Below are 26,896 nucleotides of genomic sequence, written 5' to 3'. Positions count from 1 at the left end.
TAGGTTTAATTTAGAACTTGGCCGATCTTTAAAAGACAGTGTAGGATAATTTCGTTATAATAACAGGGTACCAGATTAACCGGAAGATGAGAGGGGACGGACATGACGAAACCTTATTACGGTCAGTTAAGCGAAGAAAAAGTATTTAAAGATCCAGTACATCGTTACATACATGTTAAAGATGAATTAATTTGGGATCTGATTGGAACGAAAGAATTTCAGCGTTTACGTCGTATTCGTCAGCTTGGAACGACATTTCTAACCTTTCACGGGGCAGAGCATACACGATTTAATCACTCACTCGGGGTTTATGAAATTACAAGACGAATATTGGATAATTTTAATGGGCGCCCACATTGGGACCCCGAAGAACGACTCTTAACCTTATCAGCCGCTTTATTACATGACGTTGGACATGGGCCGTTTTCTCATTCGTTTGAAAAGGTGTTTGACACCGACCATGAGGAATGGACACGCGAAATCGTTCTTGGCGATACGGAAATCAACCAAGTGCTCTCCAATGTCGGAGCGGGGTTTCCAAAGGCTGTGGCCGATGTCATTGAAAAAACCTATTCAAATAAACTAGTAACGAGCATTATCTCAAGTCAAATTGACGCTGACCGGATGGATTATTTGCAGCGAGATGCGTATTATACAGGTGTAAGCTATGGACATTTTGACATGGAACGAATTTTAAGGGTAATGCGCCCGGTTGAGGACCAGGTTGTATTTAAACAAAGTGGAATGCATGCAGTTGAGGATTATATTATGAGCCGCTATCAAATGTATTGGCAAGTCTATTTTCACCCAGTTACTCGAAGTGCGGAAGTGATTTTAAGTAAAATCCTTAAGCGTGCTAAAGACTTACATGAAGGTGGATACGAATTCAAACAGCTGCCGCATCATTTTTATTCTTTTTTTAGTGGAAAAGGGAGTCTGAGTGACTATTTGCGGCTAGATGAGTCGATAGCACTCTATTATTTTCAAATTTGGCAGGAAGAAGAGGATCGCATTTTACGAGATCTTTGTGTAAGATTTCTAGATAGAAAGCTGTTTAAATATGTAGAATTTAATCCGAATCAACGAATGACGGATTGGCCCGAGCTACAAGCCTTATTCCTTAAGGCAGGCATTGATCCCGAGTATTATCTCGTCGTTGATTCTTCATCAGACTTACCGTATGATTTTTACCGCCCAGGCGAAGAGGAGGAACGGCTACCGATTCATCTTGTGATGCCAAATGGAAAAATTCGTGAGCTTTCTCGCGAATCAGATGTAGTAGAGGCGATTTCAGGAAAAAAACGTACGGACCATAAACTATATTTTCCACTCGATTTATTAGAGGATGAGCGTGAACATAAAGAAACGAAGCGGCGTATTCTAGATATATTATTAAAATAAGGGGGAGAACGGGTTGTTAAAGGACCATGCAAAGGTGATGGCGCTTTTTTTGCAGGCTGGTGAAGTGATTGGACGGAAAAAGCTGCAAAAAATAATTTATATAGCTAAAAAAATGAATATCCCTTTTTCAGAGCGTTTCAAATTTCATATGTTCGGCCCTTATTCAGAGGAATTGACGCTCCGAATTGAAGAGCTTTGTAATTTAGGCTTTGTGAATGAACAAAAGGAAGACAAAGGGAATTACTATCAATATCGTTATACTCTTTCTGAAGAAGGGATGAAATTTTTGGAGCTTTACCAACTAGAACTCCCTGAAGTGAAATCATTAATTGAAGCGTTAAATGAACAAAGCTCACGTTTTCTTGAGCTAGTGTCGACGCTCCTTTACTTTGAGGAAATGTCAAAGGAAGAAGTAGTAGAAAAGGTATTTACGTTAAAACGGAAGCAAAATTATAGTGAAGCTGATATAGAAGAAGCGTATCAATTTATTGAGAAGCTACGAGTGATTGTTCATTAATAAAAGAGCTTGTCAACACCATGACGTTGACAAGCTCTTCTATTTACCTCCGCTTTTAGGAGGATGCTTCGGTAAGAAGATTCTAAAGGTTGTGCCTTTGCCTTGCGCACTATCAAAGGTAATCTTCCCGCCATGCTCATGAATAATTTTGTATGTAGTGCCCATGCCAAGCCCGGTCCCCTTTTCTTTCGTTGAATAAAAGGGCAGACCAATTTTCGGGGCAATTTCATCAGAAATACCACAACCTTGGTCAATAATCTTGATTAAAACCTGTTCCTCATCAAAATTTTCAAGACTAACTTTAATGTCCCCGCCTTCTGGCATAGACTCAAATGCATTTTTTAAAAGGTTAATAAACACTTGCTTCAGCTGATTCGCTACACAGTAAATCGAACCGATTTCTTTTATAGGTTCATAAATGAGCGTTATGTTTTTTATGAGTGCTTGAGATTGGAAAAGGTGCACAACATCATCAAGAATGTCTTCGATGTTCGAGTATGTAAAGTGCATGGCTTGTGGCTTCGCTAAATATAGGAGCTCACTAGTAATTAATTCAATTCGATTCATTTCAGAGAGCATAATATCAATATACTTTTCACTCATTGCTCTTTCCGTTTTCGATAGCTGCAAAAAACCTTTTAAGGTGGTGAGGGGATTTCTAATTTCATGAGCAATCGAAGCCGATAATTGTCCGACTAAGGAAAGCTTCTCAGCGTTTTCAATAAGTTTCTCTGCTTTTTTTTGAAACGTTATATCTTTGGAAATTCCGTACACACCGGAAATTTGCCCATCAAGAATGATCGGGATATTCGTAACACTGCAATGAAGAACCTGTCCACTTTTATGATAAAATCTAGTTTCATAATTTTGGGGAATGCCCATTTTTGTCTCATTAAAATGATAGACGGTCTTTTCTAAATCCTCTTCAATAATTAAAGGTTCAAAAGATATATTCAACAATTCATCGATCCCATAGCCTGTTAAAACCTCAAGCGCGTGATTACCGGAAATAAATTTACCAGTAATATCAAATAAAAAGACAGCATCAGGGTTATTTAAAAACAACGACTGATAATGTTGTTCTCTTGAAAGACTCTGGTTCTTTGCAGCTGTAATATCAAGAAAGTAAGCAGAAAGTCCTTCATTTGAAGGATAGGCACGTACATTAAACCACTGTTTCATCGAAGGATAATAAAATTCAAAATTAACAGATTGCTTCTTTTTCAAAGCTGAATGATAGTGATCATAGATCGGTAAATCGACGGCATCAGAAAATTCATTCCAAATCGAACGACCGAGTAACTCCTCTTTTGAACGATTTAGGATTGTTTCGGCTGCGTTGTTCATATAAATAAAGTTCCAATTTGCATCTAAAATATAGAAGCCATCCGTTATTTTATCCAATATTTCAAAAGAATCTAACTTTTTTACATTCATAGTTCCTCCAAAGATACGGAAAGTTTAAAACTTTATAACAATTATACTATACTATATTACTGAAATAAAATGTGCTTAGTTTCGTGTATCATGATCGATGCTTTTGAACAAATATTTTCTCGTTTGTCCTTGATTTCCTGTAATCGCTTGAAATGTTATAATAACCGCAAGAGACATTGGGAAGGGAATGGTAAGCATGGATTTGTTAAATAACGATAATTTAAAAAAGAAAACTGGCGGATTTAACATTTTAAGTGGAGACTCTACGGACGGACACGGTGGTTATGGGGCAGGGGTCCTAAACCTCGATAATGTGTCACCAGTCTTTGTCGATCCGAAAGCAGGAGAAGCGTTTGTTGATATGGGCGCACTTCATGCTCGTTCCGCTGTTGAAAAGCGGATAAAATTTTTACCGAATAAAGAAGAGGTACCAAATGGAAAGCTTTATTGGCTAGTATGGGTTTCGATTCATTATAAGGATGGAAAGCCTTACTATGGTGGAGTAACTGGTTGTGAGATGACCGTTGATACGGAAATTCGCCGTGGCTATAAGAGCCTACCAGAGCATGTGAATAAAATGGATAAATCGTTGAAAGGGCATATTCTCGTCGATCATATGGATGAAACATCACGAAAAATATTGGCTGACTTTCTTATAAATCATAATGAGGACATGTGGAACCATTCTGAGGAAAAATTGCATCATGACTTACTTGGAAAATAAAAGAACGATGATAAGTGATTTGTAAACCCCTATATTCAATTAACTATGAACGATTTTTGAACACTTATCGGGGCTATTGAGCTTTTCGACAAGACGGAGTAAACTTGATGTAGTATAAAGGCATATTTATACTAGGACACGAAAGCACGTGGAGGGAGATCCCTTCACGTGCTTTCATATTATGTCATGTAACACTTTGACATTAGTTAACGATAATGTTGGTAAGTCAAGCTTAGAAACGGCGCCATTTAGGGAGAAGTGAAAAAAGTTTGAATTTTGTATTGAAAGTTAAAAAAATGTAATGTAAGATGAACTCATATCATTTATTAGATCGGTCTAATAGATCGATTAAACGCTTACATGGTTTTGTTAGATCGATCTAACAGGTAGATAGGGATAAAAATGCAAGCTGTTTTTCTCTCTTTTGTTTTTTGTTAGATCGATATAATGAGACAGGTCTTATTAAGACGTCAGTTTTTGAAAGCGTTATCTAATGAGTGTAGTGGTTGATGAAATCATATGAAGGGGTGTTTAATCATGAAAAAGTTTCTCGGTGCTTTATTAATGGTTATGTTACTTGTTTTAACGGCTTGTGGAGGAGGGGAGACAGGCGGATCAAATGAATCAAGTAGCGATACGAACGAAGAAGCTACTCCTAGTAGTGAGCCAAAAACAATGAAACTAGCAGTTGCTACATCAGAGGAAAGATCGCTGACAAAGGGATTATTTAAATTCAAAGAAATTGTTGAAGAACAAACTGGCGGTTCAATAAAAGTTGAAGTATATCCAAATGGACAATTAGGTGGAGATCGCGAAGTTCTTGAAGGTCTTCAGTTAGGGTCAATTGAGGGAACGACGGTTTCAACCGGTCCAGTTGCTCAATTTTCACCACGTTTTACGGTCTTTGATTTACCGTTTCTTTTCCCAAACACAGAAACTGCTTATGAAGTACTAGATGGCCCCATTGGTGAAGAATTATTAGGTGATTTACCAGAGCAAGGGATTATCGGACTCAACTACTGGGAAAACGGATTTAGACATTTAACAAACGATGTGAGAGAAGTAGCAACCGTCGAAGATATTAAAGGATTAAAAATTCGTACGCTAGAAAACGAGCTTCATATTGATATGTGGAAGGAGCTTGGCGCGAATCCTACACCGATGGCATTTACAGAATTATTTGCAGGTTTACAGCAAGGAGTGGTAGACGGACAGGAAAACCCAGCTGGAAATGTGACAACAATGAACTTTTTTGAAGTCCAACAATACTTAACAAAAACGAATCACATCTACAATGCAAGTGTATTCATGATTAGTGAATCTTTCTGGAGTACATTAACAGACGAAGAAAAAGAAATTGTAAAGAATGCTGCGGATGAGGCGAAAGATTACCAACGAGCATTGAATCAAGAAGAAGATGTTCAGGCGTTTGAACAATTAGTAGAAGAAGGAATGACAATCACTGAGCTATCTGAAGAAGAGGCACAAAAGCTTTTTGAGGTTCAACCTGTCTATGAAAAGTATTCTTCTCAGATTGGTGAAGAGTTTGTGAATCAGTTAATTGATTCGATTCAAACGGTTCAATAAAGAAAAATGTCTCGAGGAGAGCGAACTCTCCTTGAGACCTTATATGTGAGTGTCGAGGATAACAAAAGTATATATCTTGTATCAGGTATACAGTTTTGTTTTTCTTACAAGCAAAGGAGAGGATCAACAATGAAGATGTTGAAATGGCTTGATGAACACTTTGAAGAACTTTTTTTAGTCATATTCTCAATTGTTATGGTAGTTGTAATTGCTTTGCAAGTATTTATGAGATATGTACTGGATTCTTCTCTTCATTGGTCAGAGGAGCTTGCTAGATATTGTTTTATTTGGCTTGTATATATAGGGATTAGTTATGGAGTTAAGAAACAGCGCCATATTAAAGTCGATGTTGTACTTATTCTTTTAAAAGATAAGTGGAAGATTGTTCTTAATATTATTTCTAATCTTGTTTTCTTAGCGTTTGCCATGTTTATCATTTTTTACGGATACACTATTGTTAGCAAATTACTTACTTGGGGACAAACATCACCTGCATTACAGATTCCAATGGGGCTTGTTTATTTGGCGACACCGCTTGGCATGGGTTTAACAGCTATTCGTATTATTCAGCAAATTATAAAGCAAGTACTGACTCTAATAGGCAAGCATAGTTTTGAAGTGAAGACGGAACAAGAATTAATTTTCGCAAAGAAAAATGATGGCAATTTTGACGAAATCGTTAATCGTTAGGAGGGGACTATTGTGGCTGCAGCAGTTTTATTCGGTAGCTTTACATTGTTTTTGTTATTAAGTGTTCCTATAGGGATTGCCCTAGGATTTGCTACATTAGTCACGATTCTATATAGCGGTTCACTACCGTTGGACTTTCTTGCTCAAGGGCTTGTCACATCTGTTGATTCCTTTCCGCTTATGGCTGTCCCATTTTTTATATTAGCTGGTGAAATCATGGGGAAAGGTGGCATATCTGAACGGTTGTTTAAGGTAGCAAACACGATTGTGGGTAATAAAACAGGTGGTTTTGCCATCGCCACAATTTTAACATGTATGTTCTTTGCAGCCATTTCCGGTTCTGGTCCCGCCACGGTTGCGGCAATTGGTGGTATTATGATTCCCGCAATGGTCCGCCAAGGGTATGATAAAAAATTTGCAACTGCAGTCGTTTGTGCAGCGGGCTCATTAGGGGTCATCATTCCACCAAGTATTCCAATGGTTATCTACGGTGTTGTTGGAAGTACATCAATAGGTAATTTATTCATTGCCGGAATAATACCAGGGATACTAGTAGCGATAGGGCTTATCATTTGGACATATTTCTATTCTAAAAAGAAGGGGTATAGGGGACAAAGTGAAAAAAGTACGTTTATGGATTTTTTAAGAGCAACTTGGGAAGCCAAATGGGCCTTACTCGTTCCGATCATTATTCTTGGTGGAATCTATGGTGGAATCTTCACACCAACAGAAGCGGCAGTGATTGCCGTTGTCTATGGCTTAGTTGCAGGGTTGGTTCTATATCGTGAGCTTCATATAAAGGATTTACCAAAAGTGTTTATCGATTCTGCGTTAACAACTGCTACAGTGCTGATTATTGTAGGTACTGCTACTGCATTTGGTCGTTTATTAACGATTGAGCAAATTCCAGGGCAAGTCGCAAATGCAATGCTATCTATTTCTGATAATAAATTTGTTATTATTTTATTAATTACGCTGTTGCTATTAATTGTCGGCTGCTTTATGGATACGTTAGCAGCGATTATTATTTTAACACCGATTTTACTTCCAATTGCGATCAATTTAGGGTTTGATCCGATTCATTTTGGTATTGTAATGGTCGTGAATTTAGCAATTGGCTTTATTACACCACCACTTGGTGTAAATTTATTCGTGGGCTCTGGTATTTCAGGCCTTTCAATTGAATCTCTTTCAAGAGCAATTATGCCTTTTTTTGTCGCGATGGTTATTACTCTCTTATTCATCACGTACATTCCACAAATTTCATTATTGTTGATTGAATAGGTTAATGATGTGAAAGAGTTTAGGGCGGAGTCTCTAAGCTCTTTTTTGGCATAAAAACCGGAAAACGGAACCGAATCATTTGATTTATCTTGTCATTTTGGAAATCTAGCATTTGACAGGCTATTTAAACGCACTCATAATAATAATGATGTTGAATGAATCGAGGGTGAAAACAATGAAAAAGAAGCGACAACGTGTTACATTACAACAGGTTGCAGAGCATGCAGGGGTATCTAGGGCTACTGCTTCTCTTATTGTTAGAAATAGCCCGAACATATCTGAACCAACACGGAAAAAAGTTCTTGAATCAATGCGCGAGCTTGGTTATGTCTACGATCGTGTTGCTGCTAATTTACGTTCTCAGCGATCAAATACGATCGGTTTAATTATAACTGATGTTGCAAACCCTTTCTTTGCGGAGTTATTAGTAGGGGTTCATCATACATTAGAGGCGGACGGTTATACGGTTATTCTTGGTACAACCTTTGATTTAGATCATAAACAAGAACAGCTTTTGTCAACAATGCTTGAACATCGCGTTGGTGGAGTCATCCTCTGTCCAGTTTCAAAAAGTGACCCCGAAACATTAAATCGCCTCGCACAATGGGATATTCCAATTGTTTTAGCAGTTAGAGAGATTCCAGGTGTTGAGTATGATTATGTGGGGATTAATTATAAAGCTGGTACGGAAATGGCACTGAACCATTTAATTAAGAAAGGTCATAGACGGATTGCTTTTCTTGGCGGATTATCTGAATCCTCTGCATGGCAAGCGAGAAAACAAGGATATTGCCACGCTTTAGAACAGGCAGGTATTGAAATAGATGAATCCTTAATAGTAGAAAGTGCAGCTGCAAGAGAAGGTGGAGCAGAATCGATAAATGTCGTATTACAGAATCAGAATCCACCCACAGCTGTTTTCTGCTTTAATGATTTAGTTGCGTTTGGAGTAATGGAAGGTCTAAGAGAAAAGGGGTTAACACCTGGTAAAGATATAGATGTAGTAGGGTTTGACAATGTCCGTGAAGCGGCATTAACAAATCCATCACTTACTACGATTTCATCGTTTGCCCGTTTAATTGGTAGTAACGCTGCAGAGCTTTTGCATAAACGAATTCTTAACTCTGAATTAGAACGGAAGCATATCATATTAGAACCTGAGCTTGAGGTACGAGACTCAACAGGAAGCAAAGGATAAATAAGCGATAGCGCTTGTTTATCCTTTTTTAATGAAAAGTATAGTAGATGATTACTCTATTTAAGCGGGGCTTTACGAAGTTATTAATTACTAGTAACGGGGTCCTCGAAGTGGATTAATGGAAAAAAGTGAGCGCATAGGCAACGAAAACACCAATTGCTATGTATAGAAGAGCAAAGGGTAGGTTCCACATTCCTAATCGGTAGGGGTTTATTTTTAACGAATCCGCTAAAATTGAAACGGATAAGTTATAAGGACTGTATAAAACTGTCGATAAGCTACAAGTAATGAGAACGACCGCTAAAGAAATGGTAGAAATGTTGAGAATAACCGGATTAAGCATTTCTATCAGTAACGTTAACGAGACAAGTGGATGAAATCCAATCAGGGAAGTCAGAAGAAAGAAACTAGCAATGATAACATATAGCAAAAGCGTTCTTGCTGAATGAGTTATAAATATCTCCTGCAAAAATGATAAATATCCTGATTTTGAAAGCATCTCTACAAAGAAACCAGCACTTATAAACATAAAGTAATAGTTAGATAACCCTTTCGTTCGTTCCTGCCAATGAGGAAATGAAAGCCGAAAAAAACGTCTCCTTTTCTTTATTATGAATGCCCAGCCAATTGTAACTGGCAAGATAAGAATCACAATCGAAAGTAAGTAGCCTTTATTAAAAATATAGTTAAAAAGTGAGACAAGAACGATAAACATGAATAATAAGACGAGCATCTCCCTAATATTACGATACAGTTCCTTTTGAGAAAGAATGGTATCACTTTCATACTGTAATGGGACTGCCCGATATTGATAAGTTGCTCGTATCCAATCAATGCTAACGGCAATCAGTAAAATCGAGATGACTATCGGAAACAGCTGAAAATAACTTTTACCTGTGACATCAAGAGACGTGACGACCATGACCTCCATTGGGCTCCATGTAAGGCAGAGTGCGTAAGCACGTAATAAATTTTGTGAGTAAAACTTATCAGCAACTTTTCTTGGCAAGGACGATAAAGATTTACTTAACGAACGTTTTAGTAGTGGCAAAGTGCCGATATTAAGAAATAAACCAAGCAAATGACACACGAAAAAACTTCGACGATATAATGTCCCAGTGCTAGTGACCCCTTGCTCAATAAACATTCTTAATTTAGTATCATAGCGCCCAACACGTATTAAGGAGTTGAGAAAGGGTAAAAGGAGAAAGAGCCCGAGAATACCAAGCATCGTTTCAAAATGGAGAAAGAAAGAATAAAAAGAATCGCCGGAACGGAAAAATAAGCCCACACCAATGATGAAGAATACAGTACCAGAAATACGATATAAGCCCTTTGCGTAATAAGCAGCCATCATTAATGCAGCAAACGCCATCATTCCGATTGTAAGTGAAAGCAAAGGATGGGTGGTAAAACGTGAAATGATAAATAGGACAATAACAAGGGTGTAGAGAGTGATTCTCATTGCGTATCATTCCTTTCTAAATAATTGAAATAAAAAGATGAGTATTTTTTCAGATAAGTAGTTGCACAACGATTCAATATGTCGTAACATGATGTTAACGGTTTCATTAGATCGATCTACTAATAGTATACAAGATTATTAGACCGATCTAAAAAATTTTTTTCGTTTCATTAGATCGATCTACTAATTGCGAGTAAAATAACGAAGGAGTAGGTGAACGTGATGTTGACAGCAAGCCCTTATATTAACGGTACATGGATTTCTTCAGAAAATCGTGAACAGGTCGAAATTAAAAGCCCGTATACAGGTGACACGATCGGACATCAAGTATTAGCAACTAGTGATGATGTAGAGAGCGCACTTGCAGCAGTCTATAAAGCGAAATCAGAAACTGCTAGCATTCCTGCATTTGAACGTTCGAGGATTCTTAAAAAAGCGGCGTTTTTGTTAGAGGAACAAAAAGAGAAATTTGCCAAATTAATATCACTTGAACTTGGAAAACCCATAAAAAACACATTAGACGAAGTTGCACGTTCAATTGAAACATTAGAACTCTCCGGGGAAGAGGCCAAACGATTAACAGGTGAAACGATTCCTGGTGATGCGTCAGAGCGTGGCGTCAATTCTCATGCGATTATTTTTCGGGTGCCAGTTGGCGTTATTGCCGCGATTACCCCGTTTAACGCTCCGTTAAATTTAGTGTGCCATAAAGTTGGTCCAGCCTTTGCAGCAGGAAATACAACGATTCTTAAACCGGCTCCGCAAACGACATTAATTGCGACTGAATTTCTAAAACTCATGCATGAAGCTGGTTTGCCAAACAATGCGGTGAACATGGTTTTAGGAGGAGTAGAAACGGGGCAACAAATTGTCAAGGATGATCGAGTCAATGTTATTTCATTTACGGGCGGAACGGTGGCAAGTAAAAATATTTGTGACTTAGCAGGAATGAAAAAAGTATTGCTGGAGCTCGGGGGTAATGCGGCAACTGTCGTTCATGAAGATGCCGACCTAGAATATGCTGCGCAGCTAGCAGCAAAAACGGGCTTTAGTAACTCAGGGCAAAGCTGTATTTCTGTGCAGCGTTTATATGTTCAAAGGTCTGTTGTGTCGAAGTTCTCTGAGCTGTTAAAAGAAGAAATTCTTAAATTAAAAGTCGGCAACCCATTGTTACCTGATACGGATGTAGGGACGCTCGTTGATGAAAAGGCAGCAAATCGTATTTCCGCTTGGATTGAGGATGCAGTATCTCAGGGAGCGACGGTTGCTTGCGGCGGAAAGCAAAACGGTGCTTCTGTTGAACCGACGTTGCTAATAAATCCTCCGAAAACAGCGAATGTTGTATGCCAAGAAGTGTTTGGTCCACTTGTGAGTATTCTTCCTTACGATACGATTGATGAAGCAATTGCTGAGGCGAACGATTCAGACTTTGGATTACAAGCAGGGCTTTTTACGAATCAAATGGATACAGCCTATAAGTTTGCCAATGCGCTTCATGCAGGGGGAGTTGTGATCAATGGAACATCAAACTTCCGCTTAGACCATTGGCCATACGGCGGCGTGAAGAATAGTGGAATTGGTCGGGAGGGTCCAAGGTTTGCGATTGAAGATATGACAGAATCAAAAATGATCGTATTCCGAGTTCCTCCTTCCCGAAATTAATGCACAAAGCTCGTTGCTTTCCTAAGAGAGTAGCGAGCGAGTGTATTCTGAGAACGTTTAAAAAAGAATAACATTCGCTCTTTTAAGTGTTCTCGAAAAATGAATGGCCGATAAGCGGCCTTAGTATGGTGGTGAACAACAGTGTTGAGCTTATATTTAAACAATCCATCTCAGTTAGAGCTTAAAGAATTTCCTTCTGTCTCTTCCCTAACAGCAGATGAAGTAAAGATTAAATTAATTTACGGTGGCATTTGTGGTTCTGATGTTGGTGTATATAGAGGAAAAATTCCACATGCAATTTACCCGGTTCGACCTGGTCATGAACTAGTAGGGACGATCATTGAAGCAGCCGAACAGGCAGTACTTCCAGTTGGAACAAGGGTCGTCATTGGACCAAATACGTTTTGCAGCGAGTGTGAATATTGCCAAAAAGGGCTTACAAATATTTGTGTGCACAAGGAATCATTAGGCGTCAATAAAGATGGTGGTTTTTCTGAGGAATTTGTCATTTCATCAAAATTCGTTATGCCAATACCAGACCACTTATCAGATGAGCAAGCAGTGTTAATTGAACCATTTTCCGTTATCGTTCATGCGTTAGAGAAAGTAGCGATAAAAAAAGGCACATCTGTAGCTATTATTGGCTCTGGTACGGAGGGGATGTTAGCCATTTCATTAGCCCATTTCCTAGGGGCTGATATTACAGCTATAGACATAAATGAGGATAAATTAACGAAGGTCGAAAACAGTTTTCAAGGTGTGAAAACAGCGCTTCCAGCTGACGTTTCAGAAAATACGTATGAGGTTGTAATTGAGGCAGCGGGGGTTGCTGCATCGGTTGCTCAAGCGATTGAGATTGTGAAGCCGGGTGGTGACATCGTGCTAGTCGGGATGGCGCCTGAAGCAAATCTGCCAGTTGTTCGAATCGTTCGTAAAGAAATCACTCTATACGGCTCGATTATTTATAACTTTCCGGCTGATTTTCAAAAAAGTGTTGAGTTCTTATCTCAAGACAGCTTTAATGCCGAACCAGTGATCTCAAAAATTCTTCCTTTTAAAGATTATGCAACGGCTTATGAAGATGCAGTCTCTGGAAAGTACGGAAAAATCATCTTGAATTTTAAGGAGGAAGAGTAATCATGAAAAAGCTAGTTTCTCACTTATTAGTAAAATATCTTGAAGAACGTGGTGTTGAACATATATTTGGCCTTTGTGGTCACACGAATATTGCTGTCTTAACCGAGTTAGAAAAAAGTTCGATTCGTTTTATAAATGTTCGTCATGAACAAATTGCTTCAACAGCAGCAGATGGTTATGCACGCGTAACAAAAAAAGCCTCCGTTGTGTTAAGCCATGTTGGCCCAGGTTTAACAAATGCAGCAACAGGTGTCGCAAATGCAGCACTTGATTCGATTCCGATGGTCGTCATTGCTGGTGATATTCCAAGCCATTATTACGGCAAGCATCCTCACCAAGAAATTAACCTCCATTCTGATGCGGCTCAAGTAGATGTTTATAAGCCGTTTGTAAAGCGGGCATGGAGAGTGGAACGTCCAGAACATATGGCAGAAATCCTTGAAAAAGCATTCCAGCTTGCTGAAAGTGGCAATCCAGGTCCTGTGCTTGTTTCTGTACCAATGGATATTTTCTCTAAAGAAGTTGAAGAAGCAACCTTTGAGCGTGTAAAGCATCATACGAAGCAGCTTGAGAAGCCGTCGATTGACGATGTAACAGCAAAGAAAGTCGTAGAAACACTCGTAGCTGCAAATAAACCAGTTATTTACGTTGGGGGCGGTGTCGTTCTAGCTGATGCGACAGAGGAATTAAAAGAGCTAGTGGACCATCTTGGGATTCCGGTAGCCCACTCCTTAATGGGCAAAGGAGTATTACCAGATGACCATCCGTTAACACTTGGCATGACTGGATTCTGGGGTACAGCCTTTATTAATGAAAAAACAAGAACCGCGGATTGGATTTTAGGCTTAGGAACTCGTTTTGCTGAAGCAGATAGTAGCTCTTGGGAGAATGAATACACATTTGATATTCCAAATGCAACGAAATTAATGCAAATAGATATTGACCCTAGTGAAATTGGCCGCAATTATCCGGCAGACATAGGAATTGTTGCTGATTTAAAGCAAGCATTAAAGGTCATCAACCGTGTGGCGAAAGAGCTTTATCCGCAAGGGTTTAAAAACGAAGCGCTAGAACAGGAAATTGCTCAGGTTCGTGCTGACTTTAAAGAAAGCAATAAGCAGTTTGAAACCGATCATGCATTTCCGATGCAGCCACAACGAATTTTAAGTGAAGTACGTGAAGTTATGCCAAGAGATGCCTTTATCACGACAGATGTAGGCTGGAATAAAAATGGTGTCGGCCAGCAGTTCCCGATTTATACTCCAGGTTCTGTATTAACTCCAGGTGGTTTTGCGACGATGGGCTTTGGGGCTCCGGCTGCTCTTGGTGCGAAAGTCGCGCACCCTGATAGAATCGTTGTTTCTTTAGTAGGTGATGGGGGCTTTGGACAAAATCCAGCGTTACTCGCAACGGCAGTCGAAGAAAACATCCCTGTTATTTGGGTGATTATGAATAATTACGCATTTGGAACCATTGCTGGTTTACAAAAAGCTCATTTTGGAACAACACTCGGAACCCTTTTCCAAATTGATGGGGAAAACTATTCACCTGATTACGCGTTGATTGCCAAAGCGTATGGTGCTGAGGGCATTAAAGTAAATACAGCTGAGGAATTTAAGCCTGCGCTTGAAAAGGCAATTGCGATGAATAAGCCTGTTGTTATTGATGTGCCAATGATAAACAACCCAACGCCAACTGCTGGGCATTGGAACATTATGGACATCTATTCACCAGATAAAAAGGTACATCATGTAACGACGTAATAAAGTTTTATAAACGTAACGTCTTGATGTAGAACGAAGACAAAACCATCTGAGCCTAGGTCGAAGATGGTTTTTGTCTATACAAGTTTCATAGAAAAAAAGATTGGGGGAACACGCATGACACCACAATTTTCCCTTGCTCATCTTACGGCCATAGGTTGTGCACCTCCTGAGCTTACCTATATTGCTGCCCGAACTGGGTACGATTTTGTAAGCCTACGTCCAATTTATATGGGACTCCCAGGGGAACCCAACTATGCTTTAGCAGAAAAAAAGGAAATGTTACGTGATACGAAAAGAGCCCTTTCTCGAACAGGTTTACAAGTGCTAGATATTGAATTAGCCCGTATTCTAGATGAGGTTGATCCGCAAACCTACGAACCAGCCTTAGAAGTTGGTGCAGAGCTGGGGGCACGCCATGTGCTTAGTAGTATTTGGACGGATGATCGAAATGTAGCGATTGAACGGTTTCACCAGCTTTGTGAATTAGCTAAACCGTATAATTTAACTATTGAACTCGAGTTTTTGCCGATTGCGAGTGTCTATAATCTAGCGGGGGCTATCGATGTACTCCAAACTGTAAATCAGGAGAATGCGGGTTTAATGATTGATGCCCATCATTTCCATCGCTCAGGAGACAAAGTAGAGGATTTGGATGCTGTACCACGCGAATGGTTTCGCTATTTTCATTTATGTGATGCTACAAAGAATATTCCAACGAATAAAGAAGAAGTCGCTCGAATCCTTCGTGAGGAACGCTTGTATGTTGGTGAAGGTGGAATTGACGTCGCTAGTATGATTAATAGAATTCCAGAAATCCCTTACTCAATCGAGCTTCCAAACAATAAACGTGCGAAGGCTTTAGGATACGAAGAATTTTCTAGACGATGTTTAATTTCTGCAAAAAACTATTTAGCCGCACATCCGAGAAAATATGAATCTCCATGCAGATAACGAGAGAAGTGATTTGTTTAAACAGAATAAAAAAGGTAAAATATTGATAGCCCTAGTATAGGGTTGAAATCCGCCCTAAGTTCAGTAGAAGGAGGCGACATTTTGGAAGCATTAGAAGCTGTCAAACATACATTAGACATTTTGAGTAGTTTTTCAAAACGAAAAAAAGAGCAAACCATTGCAGAAATATCATCTAAAATCAATCTACCTGAAGCTGATATAAGGCCATTACTTGAGATTCTTGAAGAAAAAGAAATAATTGAATATTTAGAGAGAAACTCAAAATATAAACTAACACATAACGTGTATTATATTGGTCATGTTGCTGGTTCATCCTTATATTTACGTGATATCGCTTATCCAGTCATGGAGAAAATTAGAGACAAAACAAATCAAACGGTGAATTTGTATCTTCTCCGTGAAAATTACCGTATTTGTATTGAACAGTGCAAAACCTCTGATAAACTAGAGGGATTAATCGAAATTGGGGAAAGTCTGCCTTTGTGGACGGGGGCAAGTGGTAAGGTGCTCTTAGCTTTTCAAACGGAAGAGTTTCAGAAAGAAATTTTTCGTGTGATTCCTCCAGAGGTTAAAATAGTCGAAATTAATGAAGAACTTCAAAAGGTACGTGAACAAGGTTATTATTGGGAAGTAAATGTCCGTAATAGTGGCTATTCTGCGATTGCATTTCCGATATATGATGTAGATGGCAAAGTCATTGCAAGCATCTCAATTTCTGGTCCAACCGGACAATTTACGCGAGAATTTGTGAACCAATACGAAACGTATTTAAAGGAACAATGCCTAGACATTTCAAAGCAGTTCGGATTTAGAGAGGAATAATGTATAAATAGTGTGAGGATGTTTCAAAAGGGCAAAGAAGCTCCAATGGCTCCATTCGCTACGCATAAGGCGCTTTTTAAAAGGTGTAGCGATTACACTTGTATGAGGGTTTGTCTCAAAAGGTGAAAATTGACCTTTTGAGACAAACCCTGTTTTTTTACTAGAGAGCTTCGTCATTAATTTGATCTTGCCAACTCATTTTTTATCTAATATACTTTAAAGCATAAAAGCACAAAAGTGACCTTTTGAAAATAGGTAAAGTCGTTTACAAATAACTAGTCACCGTTTAAAATAGATGAATTAATGGGTTAAACTAGGGGGGATTTATATGATATCTTCATTAAAAGCAGCTGATTTAATAGGAACAGAAGAGATAAATCAACAACCACTTATCTGTGCACCGTTAGTTGGAAAAAATGATACTGACATTTTAAATGAATTAACAAACATTCGCTATAAAAAGCCTGATGTTATTGAATGGCGAGCTGATTTTTATGAAGATATTTGTGATCGTGACAAAGTCTTTCATATCCTCCAAACGATGAAGTCAAAGGTCCCGAACATCCCAATTCTTTTTACAATCCGTTCTGTACATGAAGGTGGGGAATCGATCGAGTTAACAGAAAGAGGGAAAGTAAGTTTATTAGCAGCACTTTGCTGTCGGGGGTTAGTTGACATTATTGACTACGAGCTACGTAATGACGTAGACAGTATTCATTACTTACGGCAAATTTCATTACGCTATAATATCCAAATGATTCTTTCCTATCATAATTTTAAGAAAACACCTGAATGCAGTGAAATTGTTGAGATGTGCAAGAAAATGGACCATTTAGATGCAGATTTCGTTAAAGTGGCCGTTATGCCAAACAACATGGATGACGCCCTAGAGCTTCTTCGTGCCACAAACGAAGTGAAAAAGAGCATCAATGCCAAGTTAGTCACGATTTCGATGGGCAAATTCGGAGCTGTTAGTCGATTGTTTGGTTGGGTATTCGGTTCAGCTATGACCTTTGGAATTGGCGAACAAAGCTCTGCCCCAGGTCAAGTTCCGGTTGAAGACGTAAGAAGGGTGATTGAAATCACTTCAAAATATATGAACTAGAATAGCTTTGCAAAGACCACAGTGTTTTAACTGTGGTCTTTTTTTATTTATAAAGAGGGAAAAACGTACCCTTTTCTAAAATTTAAGGTTGATTACTAGAACGATCTAATAATATAATTAAAGAAATTGGACTAACCAATAGTCCAAATTTGTACTGAAGGGGGTGCGCGATGTCTGAGCAGACGTTTTCTGCTGTAAAGAGTGAACGAATTTACGAGAAGATTGTTCAACAACTTCGTAACCGCATTGATGAAGGTAAGCTTCAGCCCGGAGACCGTTTACCGGCAGAGCGTGCTTTAGCTGAAACGTTAGGTTGCAGTCGAACGTCGTTACGCGAGGCATGTAGAGTATTAGAGTCAGAGGGTTTGATTGTTTCTAAACCTGGTGGCGGTCGTTATATTCAACAAGCAAATCAACGCTTACAGCTAGATTATCAATATAATACGGTCGGGATACTTGAAAAATCAGCGATTATCTATTTCCTAGAGGCAAGAGAAGTACTTGAGCCGAAAATAGCGGAACTGGCAAGCCAACGGGCGACGGAAGATAACATTAAGAAAATGGAAGACGTTTTAATGAAGATGGAAGAGAAACTGAAATTTCCCGATGAATTAGTTGAAGCCGATAGCAGCTTTCACCTTGCATTAGCGGAGGCATCGCAAAATTTTGTGTTCACATCGATGATGCAATCAAATTTAAATATGATTAGACAGGTAAGAAGAAATACACTTCATTCAGAACAGCGTTATCGAACATCACTTGCTGAACACAAGGCAATTTTGGAAGCGGTTAAAAAAGGAGATGCAGCAGCTGCTGTAGCGGCCGTCCATATTCATTTACAGCATATAAGAGAACATGTTTTAGGAGAGTTTCCTGAAGAAAAAGAATAGGAGAGTGAGAGAAATGAAAGGCATAAATGGACCATTAACAGGTGTGCAAATTTTAGATATTTCGACAATGATTGCTGCGCCATTTGGAGCAACATTACTTGCTGATTTAGGTGCAGAGGTTACAAAGGTTGAGCTTCCGGGTAAGGGTGATACATTGCGGACAGTTGGCCCATGGAAGGATACAGAGCCCCTTCGTTGGCCGGGTCTTGCTCGAAATAAAAAATCGGTTACCCTAGATATCCGCTCGGAGGAAGGGAAGGAAATCTTCAAAAGATTAATTGCGAAAATGGATGTGTTAATTGAAAATTTCCGACCCGGGACATTAGAGAAATGGGGCTTGGGCTATGAAGAATTAAAAAAGGTGAACCCTAAGCTCGTTATGGTACGTGTTTCTGGCTACGGTCAAACCGGCCCGTACCGTGAAAAGGCTGGGTTTGGAACGCCGTGCACTGCGTTCAGTGGCCATACGTCGATTCAAGGATATCCGGATCGTCCGCCAGTAAGTCCATCTTATTCACTGTTAGATTATATAACAGGTGTATATGTGGCATTTGCAACGGTAGCTGCAATGTATAATCGGGACGTAAATGATCTTGATGAAGGTCAAATTGTTGAAATGGGACTGTACGAATCGATTTTTAGAATGCTTGAATTTTTAATTGCTGAATATGACCAAAACGGAAAAGTTAGAGAAAGAAGTCCAGGTCTAGCAGGGCATTCAAGTCCAGCTGGTACGTATGAAACGAAGGATGGTAAGTTTGTTGTTTTAGTATGTAGTACGGACTCGACCTTTAACCGTCTAGCAGAGGCGATGGAGCGGCAGGATATGCTTGAGGACGAACGATATTATACGAATGCAGTCCGTTTAAAAAATGATGCATCTGTTCAAGAAATAGTTTCAGAATGGATAAAAGGCTATACCCAAAAAGAGTTAACAAAAAAGCTAGATTCGTTTGGCGTTCCAGTAAGCCCAATCTACACAATTGAAGATATTTTTGATGATCCACAATACAAAGCGAGAGAAAACATCGTTGAAGTGGAGCATCCACGCTTAGGGAAGATAAAGGTGCCAGGTGTTGTACCAAAATTCTCAAAAACACCAGGAAAGATTCGTCATCGTGCTCCGGATCTAGGCGAGCATACCGATGAGATTCTAAAAAGCCTTATTGATGTTTCTGACGAAGAGCTAGCGAGCTTAAGAGAGAAAGGGGTCATTTAAATGTTATTACCTAGTCAAGTCAAGATTTGTGAAGTTGCGCCTCGTGACGGGTTTCAGGCAGAAGCAGAGTGGATTCCAACGGAGCAAAAGGTTCATATTATTAGGCAATTGGCGACAACAGGTATCCAATCATTAGAAATCACCTCCTTTGTTCACCCAAAAGCAATCCCGCAGCTAAAGGATGCAGCAGAGGTTGTGGAGCAGTCACAAGATTTGACGGATATTAAATTCCGGGCACTTGTTCCGAATGTTAAAGGGGCGGAACGAGCAATCAATGTTGGCATCAAAAAGCTAAAGCTGATGTTATCGGCAACCGATTCTCATAGTTTATCGAATGCGAATAGTAAGGTTGTAGAAGCGCAAAATCATCACGCGACTACGATTGAATTTGCCCAAAAAAACAATGTTCAAGTAGGTGGATCGATTTCCGTAGCTTTTGGCTGTCCGTATGAGGGAAGAGTTCCTATAGACCGTTTAATGTCAATAGTAGATCGATATAATAAATTTGGCGTTTACGAAGTGTCATTAGCCGATACAACCGGGATGGCGGATCCGATTCAAGTATACGAAACGTTAGGTGCTTTAAAAACGATGTTCCCTACAACAACGTTCTCAATGCATTTTCATAACACAAGAGGTATGGCATTAGCGAATGTGTATGCAGCCCTTCAACAAGGAATTGTTCACTTTGATAGTTCAATTGCTGGTCTAGGAGGCTGTCCATATGCACCAGGTGCTTCAGGTAACGTTGCTTCAGAGGATTTAGTTCATATGCTCCATCAAATGGGGATTGGGACAGGAATTAATCTAGACCAAATGATCGCTGTTGCTAAAGATACGAAGGAAATTCTCGGTCATGATGGGGGAAGCTATATGCTTCAAGCTGGCCCGTGTTCAGCATTACATCTTAAGCCGAAAGGACAAGAGAAGGTCGAGAAGTAAACAGAAGATAGCCTACTAGAAGATAGTAGGCTATCTTCAAAAAAGGATTGTACATACTCATATGTTGGTGTGGACCCGTTTTATTAGAGAGAAAAAGGAATAGACCAAAATCTTACTAGATATATTGTCGAATATCAACGTTTGATTTCAAACTCCTTCTCAACTCTGGGAAGGAGTTATTTATTGTTTTGTTCACTATTTTTTTTCCAATTTTCAGCATAATCCTTTAAAATTTTATTTACTTGGTTTGAAAACTTTCGACTTTCTTCAATACATATTTTCTCTATGTCCTCTAAAACATCCTTACTAATAGTAATTGTTTTTCTTATCTTCTCAGGCAAAATCGATTACCTCCTTTCCCTGAATATCCTTAATATAGCACAAACACAACATATGATAAAGTATGAATTAGTAACATTTAATAAGTTTTAATATGAATAAATCATACTTTATCATATTTTATAAGAAAAAGTATTACTTTTTGTAGGTAAATTATGCTATAATTAGGATAGATTTAAGAAAATAATAATTGAAAAATGAGGAGTTGGTTTTGTTGAAACTAGGTAGTTTGGTTCACTGGGGATTAATTCTTTTATTAGTTTTTTTATTGGTAAACGGTATAGTAGATAGTTTTAATAATGTTAAAGGTGGAGTTAGAACAGATATGTCAGAAATTATGGCCGGAGAAAAAAACACCAACGTTGAGCATCCTCTTCAGTTGTTCAACAACACAGGTAAAGCTATTGAAACTGAAGTAGACAAAGGAGTTAGCTTAATTTCAACATTCATTTCAATACTTATGTTTATTGCCTTATGTTTTGGTGGATTTTTCTTTTACCATTTAAATAAAAATATACGAACTTATTAGGAGGAATTTTCAATATGAAAAAATTAGTTTTAACTTTTGGACTAGCTACTGCAATATTTTCAGCTGCTTCAACTGGAACCTTAGCTGAAGAACACAACCAAGTATGGAGTGAAATCAATTATGAAGTTGATGCAACTATTAATTTAGAAGGTGTTAAACATTTCAAGGATCTGCCAACTGATTACTCTGATTTACTATTAACTTCTTCGTATGCTGGATACAAATTTCAGCAAAGTAACATCATTTCTGCTTTTATCCTCCAAGGAAATCTGTATATGCGTTATCAAGATTATATAAATATGATTAAGCCAGATAAAGTGGTATACGAGCCAGCTGAATATCCAACTATTAGTCATTTTAAACTTCAAATTGAAAAAAATGGCCAATCAATCGAACTTAAACAGTATGATAACGAAATACTTATTAATAACTCTGAAGTAAAAGAAATACCTGAACCTATTGTCGCAGATTTCGATGAAGTTACAACATACATTCCTGTAAGAGCTGTAACAGAAGCGTTAAATCTTGATTTAAAATATCACCCTAGTTCTATGTATGACGGTCCTGTAGTTGTAATTAAATAAATTAAACGTCCCAATTAGGTAGAGCCTATTGGGACATTTTTTTGAAACGAAAGTAAAAGCTGTTTAACGTCCCATTTACATATCCCACAATTACAGATAAAATATAAATTAGAAAGAAGGGATTTTATGATTTATGGATATGCTCGTGTTTCTTCCACTGATCAAAATTTAGACAGACAGATTAAATCCTTGTTAGATGCTAATTGTGAAAAAATATTTGAGGAAAAAATAAGCGGAGCAAATAGGGATAGACCTGAACTAAATAATATGCTTAACCAGTTAAAGGAAGGTGATACTATTATTGTTCATAGTTTAAATAGAATTAGTCGTTCAACTATCGATTTATTACAGTTAGTAGATGAATTAAAACAAAAAAAGGTTTCCTTAAAGTCAATAAGTGATACCTGGCTTGATACAACATCAAACAATCCTTTTAGTGAATTTTTACTAACTGTTATGAGTGGACTTGTTCAATATGAACGACAAATGATTAAGCAAAGTCAGCTTGAAGGAATAGCAGCTGCAAAAATAAAAGGAAAATATAGAGGAAGACCAAAAAAATTCAATAGTAAACATCCTGGATTAACTCATGCAATCGAACTATATAATAAGGGAGATAAAACTGTAAAAGAAATATCTGAAATTACAAAGGTTTCAAAAAGTACTCTATACAGATTTATTCACCAAGAAAAATAATGTTTTGTTTTCCTCTGAATTAAGCAATATCCATTTTCTTGCACAGTATAACAGTTTATCTTATACAAAATGGAAGCTTGTTATAAAATAACGGGTTATGAATAAATGAAAAAACCTTGCTAAGTTTTTTCTCCCTGTAAACTAGGAATATGCAATTAATTTCCATATAAAGTGAGGATACCGACTGGCATTTTTTAGGAGGAATTATGAAATTTTCGAAATGGATTTTATTAATTATCTTTACTTTTATCATTTTATATTTTCTATTCTTTAATAATAGAACTTTAGAAGACATAATCGAGTCAAACCACAGTTACATCGAGGCAGAAAATGCTTCTATAATAAATCATCTTGACTCGATATCCTATGATGATATTCAAAAAAGTAAAAACGCTACAGTAACCTTGTCTAATAGACATAGGTTTGGGAATAATATTAATAGTCAGATTGATTATATTTCTTTAGATAGCCAAGGTGAATTTACTATTTTAAGCATTACCTTAACTCAACAATTTAAAAAAGGAAATCATTATTTAGTTCCCGCGGAAATTATAAAATTGAATAATGATTATCAATATGAAAAGATAATCGATCTAGAAATATTGGATTCAAACAAAAATAATATACTAAAAAAGATTGAAGAGAAAAAATTCGGTGAATATAAAATTTATATTGATAAGAAATCTGCACTACATAGTAAAAGGTTAGATGTTCGTCTTAATGATTATAAGGTTTTAAATGTTGAATAAGTCTCTTTAATTATATATTCTTAACAAAAAAGGATATCCCAAATATGGAACAGTCCTTTTTTTGTTAGTTTTCTACCTTAATAGGAAAATTAAAGTAATTAGCCTTCTGGCTATATACTGTATAGGTATTGTAATTAGCAGTAACTTGTGTAGAATAATTAAATTCAGTACGTGAATGTAAGTATTTATCTCCTGTACCAATATTATTGTAGTTTGTATTCATCTCGATAAATGTTACATATGATTTCTCTGACTTATTCCAAAGGACATCAGCATCATCTTTATATGCCACAGTTGAGCTCCATGAAAAGTCATACGTTAAATCAGATGTGTAGTTACCATTGGTTGAAACTTGACTAACTACAATGGGTATTTGTTGTACCCCAAGCCATTGTCCAAAATAAAATGGAAGAGGTACTCGTTTGCTACCAGATTTGGGGTCTAAATTTCTAAATGATGCAGCTTCATTTGTCCATAATCTAGATGTATAGTTAACTACTTTACTAGTCCCACTCTTTACTGAATAATACCAATGATCTTCCCACTCATCCTCAACATGCCCAGTATCTGTAGTACTTCTGATTGATATCCAAGGAGCATCTCCTCTTTTTATAGTAGACTCAGAGCTAACTCCTGTTTGAATACCATCTGTTCTATTGACTCCTACCCATTCCCAGTAGTCAGTGCTACTACTAATAGACATCATTGGTTCTTCTATATTACCATCATTAAAGTCTTCATTCGTAGCGCTTGGGTCTTTTAACGAGTTTTTATTTCCAATACTTTGTAATTTAACTACTGGAGAAGAATTATCAAAATGATATGTTACACCATTTAGTAATTCCTCATAATCTTCATTTTCATAAGTTTCAATAGTGACAGTCGCACTATATCTATTCTTATTTTTTGGCTCTTTCATTAGTATAGCTGTAAAAGTTTTCAATTTATCTTGTGAATCAATTCCCTCATAAATTAATACATCTAAATCGTCGTTCTTATCAACTATTTGTCCTTTTAAGCTATAACTATTTTTACTTTGATCCGTAATCTCTGCTTCAAACGTTTCCTTATCAACGGAAAATTTTCCCTTTACAGCTTTTCCTCTAGTAATCTTATGATGTTCATTATTTGCTTCTGTTAATGTGTAATCTTGAATACCTGTAGGATGTACCAAGATTTTCTCACTATTATCCGCGAAAACAGAATTAATAGGAATAACAAATAATAAAAATGATAAAGTTACCAAAAGCAAAAACCTCATATAAATTCCTCCTTTTTTGTAAAATCATATACTATTTAAGCATAAAACACATAAAATGTAAAATTTTATGTGTTTTAATTTGATAGATGTGTATTCTTTTTTAATTTTGGTTTCATAATATTTATAATTAAGGAGGCGTGTCAAAATGAATAAAAAGACATTATCATTATTCTCAGTTTTTTTTCTTATAATTAGTATATTCTCTATTACTGTATTTGCTAATTTAGATACAGAAAAAAAAGATATAAAATGGGTTAAAGGTTCTTTACCGGACACAACTTTAGACGAGTTAGTTGAAGAAGCTGATATAATTGCTAAGGTGAAAATAACCGAATTAAAAAGCGTCATTGAAGAACCAGATGGTTTCATGAGTGCAACTGTATTTGGTGGTAAAGTCAAAAAGTATTATGAGAATAACACCGCTAACGAAGATGACATTACTCTATTCCAAGCAGGGTCACCTGAGTGGCAATTCTATGAAAACCCACTTTTAGAAGTTGGAAAAACCTATATCTTATTTTTAAAAGAACATGATGTACCTGGCGAAGGTAAAGCTCTAGCAATGGTTTCAGAAGGATACGGTAGGTATTTGGTTGAAAATAATAAAGTCAAAGCTCATCTAAAACCAAAACAAAGTATTTTTAAAGAAGAAAATTTGGTGGATTTAGGAAGTTTTGAAGAAGATTTTAAAAAGAAGATAAAGGAAAAACATAAAGCTAATAACTAAACATTACCTTAACAGGTATATAAAGCTGTTGCTAAAGATAAAAGTCTACCTTTTTAGGTAGACTTTTTCTTTAATTAATGTGCTTGTCTTACTGTCAGAATTCCATTCTCTTTATTTAAATATATGGACGTATCCTCTACAATTGGTAATCCGTAGTGAATTGCAAAGTCGAAAAGGAGAAATTCTTCCCGAAGACATGATGTTTCTTGATTTACAAATGATTGTCACACTCGGACTACAAAAAACTGTTAATACAGTTTTAGAGCGAGAGGTAAAACGTCTATTGACTTCAAATGGAATTGCTTTAGATAGCATTAATCCCAAAAAGAAATAAAAAAGAGATTCTAATAGTTAGAATCTCTCAGCCTGTCGACAAAGTCTCGCGTCGACAGGCTTTTTTGTGATTAGAGAGGGGGTTGCCATGACTAGTCGCTTCGAATCCGCTCCCGGGATGGGGGGCACGCTTTCCGCAGGCGGGCGTGGAACTAACCGGCTCCGCCGGTGGATTTCCACCTGCCCTTCCTCCTGCAGGAGTCGGCCCTCCCATCCCGTCCGCTTTTTTAGAGGAGACATGAGAATCCCCTTACTCTTCAACCATCCTTCATACGAAGCAAATAGGAGACAGTTTACAGATTTTTTTCTATAATATGAATGAAAACAAGACTGGGGTGAATGGGGAATGATGTCAAAAAAGTTGGAAGATAAGCGGATGCAAATGGAGATGGTTTGGATTGAAAAGCTAGTTCCAGAAGACCATCTTGTTCGTAAATTGGATCACTCTATGGAATTTGATTTCATCTATGATTTGGTGAAAGATCTTTATTCTTCCGACAAAGGACGTCCTAGTATCGATCCAGTTGTTTTAGTGAAAATGGTCTTTATTCAATATATCTTTGGCATTCGGTCGATGCGTCAGACCATCAAAGAGATTGAAACTAATGTGGCTTATCGATGGTTTTTAGGATTTGGATTCGAGGATAAAATCCCTCACTTTTCTACGTTCGGAAAGAATTATGCTCGCAGATTCCGGGAAAGTGATGTGTTTGAACAGATCTTTTACCGCATTCTTCGGAATGCAATGGACAAGGGATTCGTTAATCCAGAGATTGCCTTCATTGATTCAACGCACGTCAAGGCCAATGCAAATAAGCGGAAGTTTGGAAAGAAAGTCGTCCGTTCAGAAGCACGAGCGT

General features: G+C 37.6%; 27 protein-coding genes. 23 read left to right on the top strand and 4 right to left on the bottom strand.

The window, feature by feature from the left end; genetic code table 11:
- The first annotated feature begins 102 nt into the window (after positions 1 to 102).
- Both B1R93_RS13465 and B1R93_RS13460 read left to right on the top strand, forming a co-directional pair.
- Positions 103 to 1,401, top strand: coding sequence for an HD domain-containing protein (locus B1R93_RS13465; protein ID WP_088104463.1), 1,299 nt, complete (start codon positions 103 to 105; stop codon positions 1,399 to 1,401).
- 13 nt (positions 1,402 to 1,414) lie between these two features.
- Positions 1,415 to 1,918, top strand: coding sequence for a YwgA family protein (locus B1R93_RS13460; protein ID WP_088104462.1), 504 nt, complete (start codon positions 1,415 to 1,417; stop codon positions 1,916 to 1,918).
- Between the two features lie 39 nt (positions 1,919 to 1,957).
- Here B1R93_RS13460 and B1R93_RS13455 read toward each other — a convergent pair whose 3' ends face one another.
- Positions 1,958 to 3,355 (bottom strand): PAS domain S-box protein, encoded by a 1,398-nt coding sequence (locus B1R93_RS13455; protein ID WP_088104461.1) that lies wholly within the window; start codon positions 3,353 to 3,355, stop codon positions 1,958 to 1,960.
- Positions 3,356 to 3,551: 196 nt separating this feature from the next.
- On the opposite strand from B1R93_RS13455, the gene B1R93_RS13450 reads away from it, so the two are divergent.
- The 5 genes from B1R93_RS13450 to B1R93_RS13430 all read left to right on the top strand — a co-directional run bounded on the left by B1R93_RS13450 (position 3,552) and on the right by B1R93_RS13430 (position 8,838).
- Complete coding sequence (locus tag B1R93_RS13450) at positions 3,552 to 4,079, top strand: YwhD family protein (RefSeq protein ID WP_088104460.1); 528 nt, start codon at positions 3,552 to 3,554, stop codon at positions 4,077 to 4,079.
- 537 nt (positions 4,080 to 4,616) lie between these two features.
- Positions 4,617 to 5,666 (top strand): TRAP transporter substrate-binding protein, encoded by a 1,050-nt coding sequence (locus B1R93_RS13445; RefSeq protein WP_088104459.1) that lies wholly within the window; start codon positions 4,617 to 4,619, stop codon positions 5,664 to 5,666.
- A gap of 129 nt (positions 5,667 to 5,795) precedes the next feature.
- Positions 5,796 to 6,356, top strand: coding sequence for a TRAP transporter small permease (locus B1R93_RS13440; RefSeq protein WP_088104458.1), 561 nt, complete (start codon positions 5,796 to 5,798; stop codon positions 6,354 to 6,356).
- A 12-nt stretch (positions 6,357 to 6,368) separates the two neighbouring features.
- Positions 6,369 to 7,640: a TRAP transporter large permease gene (locus B1R93_RS13435; protein WP_088104457.1), complete on the top strand. Its 1,272-nt coding sequence runs from the start codon at positions 6,369 to 6,371 to the stop codon at positions 7,638 to 7,640.
- A gap of 175 nt (positions 7,641 to 7,815) precedes the next feature.
- Positions 7,816 to 8,838, top strand: coding sequence for a LacI family DNA-binding transcriptional regulator (locus tag B1R93_RS13430; protein ID WP_088104456.1), 1,023 nt, complete (start codon positions 7,816 to 7,818; stop codon positions 8,836 to 8,838).
- A 115-nt stretch (positions 8,839 to 8,953) separates the two neighbouring features.
- Here B1R93_RS13430 and B1R93_RS13425 read toward each other — a convergent pair whose 3' ends face one another.
- The gene (locus B1R93_RS13425) at positions 8,954 to 10,303 is read right to left on the bottom strand and encodes a hypothetical protein (protein ID WP_088104455.1); all 1,350 of its coding nucleotides are present in this window, start codon (positions 10,301 to 10,303) and stop codon (positions 8,954 to 8,956) included.
- 222 nt (positions 10,304 to 10,525) lie between these two features.
- Here B1R93_RS13425 and B1R93_RS13420 point away from each other — a divergent pair, with 222 nt between their 5' ends.
- The 9 genes from B1R93_RS13420 to B1R93_RS13380 all read left to right on the top strand — a co-directional run bounded on the left by B1R93_RS13420 (position 10,526) and on the right by B1R93_RS13380 (position 20,818).
- Positions 10,526 to 11,965: an aldehyde dehydrogenase family protein gene (locus B1R93_RS13420; RefSeq protein WP_088104678.1), complete on the top strand. Its 1,440-nt coding sequence runs from the start codon at positions 10,526 to 10,528 to the stop codon at positions 11,963 to 11,965.
- A gap of 141 nt (positions 11,966 to 12,106) precedes the next feature.
- Positions 12,107 to 13,102, top strand: a complete 996-nt coding sequence (locus B1R93_RS13415; RefSeq protein ID WP_088104454.1) for a zinc-dependent alcohol dehydrogenase — start codon at positions 12,107 to 12,109, stop codon at positions 13,100 to 13,102.
- A 2-nt stretch (positions 13,103 to 13,104) separates the two neighbouring features.
- Positions 13,105 to 14,865: a thiamine pyrophosphate-binding protein gene (locus B1R93_RS13410; RefSeq protein ID WP_088104453.1), complete on the top strand. Its 1,761-nt coding sequence runs from the start codon at positions 13,105 to 13,107 to the stop codon at positions 14,863 to 14,865.
- A gap of 117 nt (positions 14,866 to 14,982) precedes the next feature.
- Positions 14,983 to 15,819 carry a sugar phosphate isomerase/epimerase family protein gene (locus B1R93_RS13405; RefSeq protein ID WP_088104452.1) on the top strand — a complete coding sequence of 279 codons (837 nt, stop codon included), beginning with the start codon at positions 14,983 to 14,985 and terminating at the stop codon, positions 15,817 to 15,819.
- A gap of 102 nt (positions 15,820 to 15,921) precedes the next feature.
- On the top strand, positions 15,922 to 16,662 hold the full coding sequence (locus tag B1R93_RS13400) for an IclR family transcriptional regulator (protein ID WP_088104451.1): 741 nt from the start codon (positions 15,922 to 15,924) through the stop codon (positions 16,660 to 16,662).
- A gap of 328 nt (positions 16,663 to 16,990) precedes the next feature.
- The gene (aroD, locus tag B1R93_RS13395; RefSeq protein WP_088104450.1) at positions 16,991 to 17,767 is read left to right on the top strand and encodes a type I 3-dehydroquinate dehydratase; all 777 of its coding nucleotides are present in this window, start codon (positions 16,991 to 16,993) and stop codon (positions 17,765 to 17,767) included.
- Between the two features lie 170 nt (positions 17,768 to 17,937).
- A complete protein-coding gene (locus B1R93_RS13390) occupies positions 17,938 to 18,657 on the top strand; it encodes a FadR/GntR family transcriptional regulator (RefSeq protein ID WP_088104449.1) in 720 nt (239 codons plus the stop codon).
- 13 nt (positions 18,658 to 18,670) lie between these two features.
- A complete protein-coding gene (locus B1R93_RS13385; RefSeq protein ID WP_088104448.1) occupies positions 18,671 to 19,876 on the top strand; it encodes a CaiB/BaiF CoA transferase family protein in 1,206 nt (401 codons plus the stop codon).
- Complete coding sequence (locus tag B1R93_RS13380; RefSeq protein WP_088104447.1) at positions 19,877 to 20,818, top strand: hydroxymethylglutaryl-CoA lyase; 942 nt, start codon at positions 19,877 to 19,879, stop codon at positions 20,816 to 20,818.
- Between the two features lie 176 nt (positions 20,819 to 20,994).
- Here the strand turns inward: B1R93_RS13380 and B1R93_RS23030 are convergent, their stop codons facing one another.
- A complete protein-coding gene (locus tag B1R93_RS23030) occupies positions 20,995 to 21,159 on the bottom strand; it encodes a hypothetical protein (RefSeq protein ID WP_165763815.1) in 165 nt (54 codons plus the stop codon).
- Between the two features lie 212 nt (positions 21,160 to 21,371).
- Between B1R93_RS23030 and B1R93_RS13375 the strand changes: the two genes are divergently transcribed.
- The 4 genes from B1R93_RS13375 to B1R93_RS13360 all read left to right on the top strand — a co-directional run bounded on the left by B1R93_RS13375 (position 21,372) and on the right by B1R93_RS13360 (position 23,715).
- Positions 21,372 to 21,686 (top strand): hypothetical protein, encoded by a 315-nt coding sequence (locus B1R93_RS13375; RefSeq protein ID WP_088104446.1) that lies wholly within the window; start codon positions 21,372 to 21,374, stop codon positions 21,684 to 21,686.
- Between the two features lie 14 nt (positions 21,687 to 21,700).
- Complete coding sequence (locus B1R93_RS13370) at positions 21,701 to 22,270, top strand: stalk domain-containing protein (protein WP_088104445.1); 570 nt, start codon at positions 21,701 to 21,703, stop codon at positions 22,268 to 22,270.
- Between the two features lie 126 nt (positions 22,271 to 22,396).
- Positions 22,397 to 22,966, top strand: coding sequence for a recombinase family protein (locus B1R93_RS13365; RefSeq protein WP_088104444.1), 570 nt, complete (start codon positions 22,397 to 22,399; stop codon positions 22,964 to 22,966).
- A gap of 206 nt (positions 22,967 to 23,172) precedes the next feature.
- Positions 23,173 to 23,715, top strand: a complete 543-nt coding sequence (locus B1R93_RS13360) for a hypothetical protein (RefSeq protein ID WP_088104443.1) — start codon at positions 23,173 to 23,175, stop codon at positions 23,713 to 23,715.
- 64 nt (positions 23,716 to 23,779) lie between these two features.
- On the opposite strand, the gene B1R93_RS13355 is transcribed toward B1R93_RS13360, so the two are convergent.
- Positions 23,780 to 24,976, bottom strand: coding sequence for a hypothetical protein (locus tag B1R93_RS13355; RefSeq protein ID WP_088104442.1), 1,197 nt, complete (start codon positions 24,974 to 24,976; stop codon positions 23,780 to 23,782).
- A gap of 145 nt (positions 24,977 to 25,121) precedes the next feature.
- On the opposite strand from B1R93_RS13355, the gene B1R93_RS13350 reads away from it, so the two are divergent.
- From B1R93_RS13350 to B1R93_RS23455, 3 genes are all read left to right on the top strand, one after another.
- A complete protein-coding gene (locus B1R93_RS13350; RefSeq protein WP_088104441.1) occupies positions 25,122 to 25,703 on the top strand; it encodes a hypothetical protein in 582 nt (193 codons plus the stop codon).
- A 142-nt stretch (positions 25,704 to 25,845) separates the two neighbouring features.
- Positions 25,846 to 26,037 carry a hypothetical protein gene (locus B1R93_RS22735; RefSeq protein WP_133058647.1) on the top strand — a complete coding sequence of 64 codons (192 nt, stop codon included), beginning with the start codon at positions 25,846 to 25,848 and terminating at the stop codon, positions 26,035 to 26,037.
- 345 nt (positions 26,038 to 26,382) lie between these two features.
- The coding region (locus tag B1R93_RS23455; protein ID WP_425348955.1) for a transposase at positions 26,383 to 26,896 on the top strand (514 nt) is incomplete at its 3' end.

This window comes from Halalkalibacter urbisdiaboli, assembly GCF_002156385.1.
Lineage (GTDB): Bacteria > Bacillota > Bacilli > Bacillales > Bacillaceae_D > Halalkalibacter_A > Halalkalibacter_A urbisdiaboli.
This window is presented reverse-complemented; position numbering and strand designations above follow the sequence as displayed.

Coding starts and splice junctions, on each gene's coding strand:
- B1R93_RS13465 (WP_088104463.1), top strand. CDS start 103: ATGACGAAACCTTATTACGGTCAGTTAAGCGAAGAAAAAGTATTTAAA.
- B1R93_RS13455 (WP_088104461.1), bottom strand. CDS start 3,355: ATGAATGTAAAAAAGTTAGATTCTTTTGAAATATTGGATAAAATAACG.
- B1R93_RS13450 (WP_088104460.1), top strand. CDS start 3,552: ATGGATTTGTTAAATAACGATAATTTAAAAAAGAAAACTGGCGGATTT.
- B1R93_RS13445 (WP_088104459.1), top strand. CDS start 4,617: ATGAAAAAGTTTCTCGGTGCTTTATTAATGGTTATGTTACTTGTTTTA.
- B1R93_RS13440 (WP_088104458.1), top strand. CDS start 5,796: ATGAAGATGTTGAAATGGCTTGATGAACACTTTGAAGAACTTTTTTTA.
- B1R93_RS13430 (WP_088104456.1), top strand. CDS start 7,816: ATGAAAAAGAAGCGACAACGTGTTACATTACAACAGGTTGCAGAGCAT.
- B1R93_RS13425 (WP_088104455.1), bottom strand. CDS start 10,303: ATGAGAATCACTCTCTACACCCTTGTTATTGTCCTATTTATCATTTCA.
- B1R93_RS13420 (WP_088104678.1), top strand. CDS start 10,526: ATGTTGACAGCAAGCCCTTATATTAACGGTACATGGATTTCTTCAGAA.
- B1R93_RS13410 (WP_088104453.1), top strand. CDS start 13,105: ATGAAAAAGCTAGTTTCTCACTTATTAGTAAAATATCTTGAAGAACGT.
- B1R93_RS13405 (WP_088104452.1), top strand. CDS start 14,983: ATGACACCACAATTTTCCCTTGCTCATCTTACGGCCATAGGTTGTGCA.
- aroD (WP_088104450.1), top strand. CDS start 16,991: ATGATATCTTCATTAAAAGCAGCTGATTTAATAGGAACAGAAGAGATA.
- B1R93_RS13390 (WP_088104449.1), top strand. CDS start 17,938: ATGTCTGAGCAGACGTTTTCTGCTGTAAAGAGTGAACGAATTTACGAG.
- B1R93_RS13385 (WP_088104448.1), top strand. CDS start 18,671: ATGAAAGGCATAAATGGACCATTAACAGGTGTGCAAATTTTAGATATT.
- B1R93_RS13380 (WP_088104447.1), top strand. CDS start 19,877: ATGTTATTACCTAGTCAAGTCAAGATTTGTGAAGTTGCGCCTCGTGAC.
- B1R93_RS13370 (WP_088104445.1), top strand. CDS start 21,701: ATGAAAAAATTAGTTTTAACTTTTGGACTAGCTACTGCAATATTTTCA.
- B1R93_RS13365 (WP_088104444.1), top strand. CDS start 22,397: ATGATTTATGGATATGCTCGTGTTTCTTCCACTGATCAAAATTTAGAC.
- B1R93_RS13360 (WP_088104443.1), top strand. CDS start 23,173: ATGAAATTTTCGAAATGGATTTTATTAATTATCTTTACTTTTATCATT.
- B1R93_RS13355 (WP_088104442.1), bottom strand. CDS start 24,976: ATGAGGTTTTTGCTTTTGGTAACTTTATCATTTTTATTATTTGTTATT.
- B1R93_RS13350 (WP_088104441.1), top strand. CDS start 25,122: ATGAATAAAAAGACATTATCATTATTCTCAGTTTTTTTTCTTATAATT.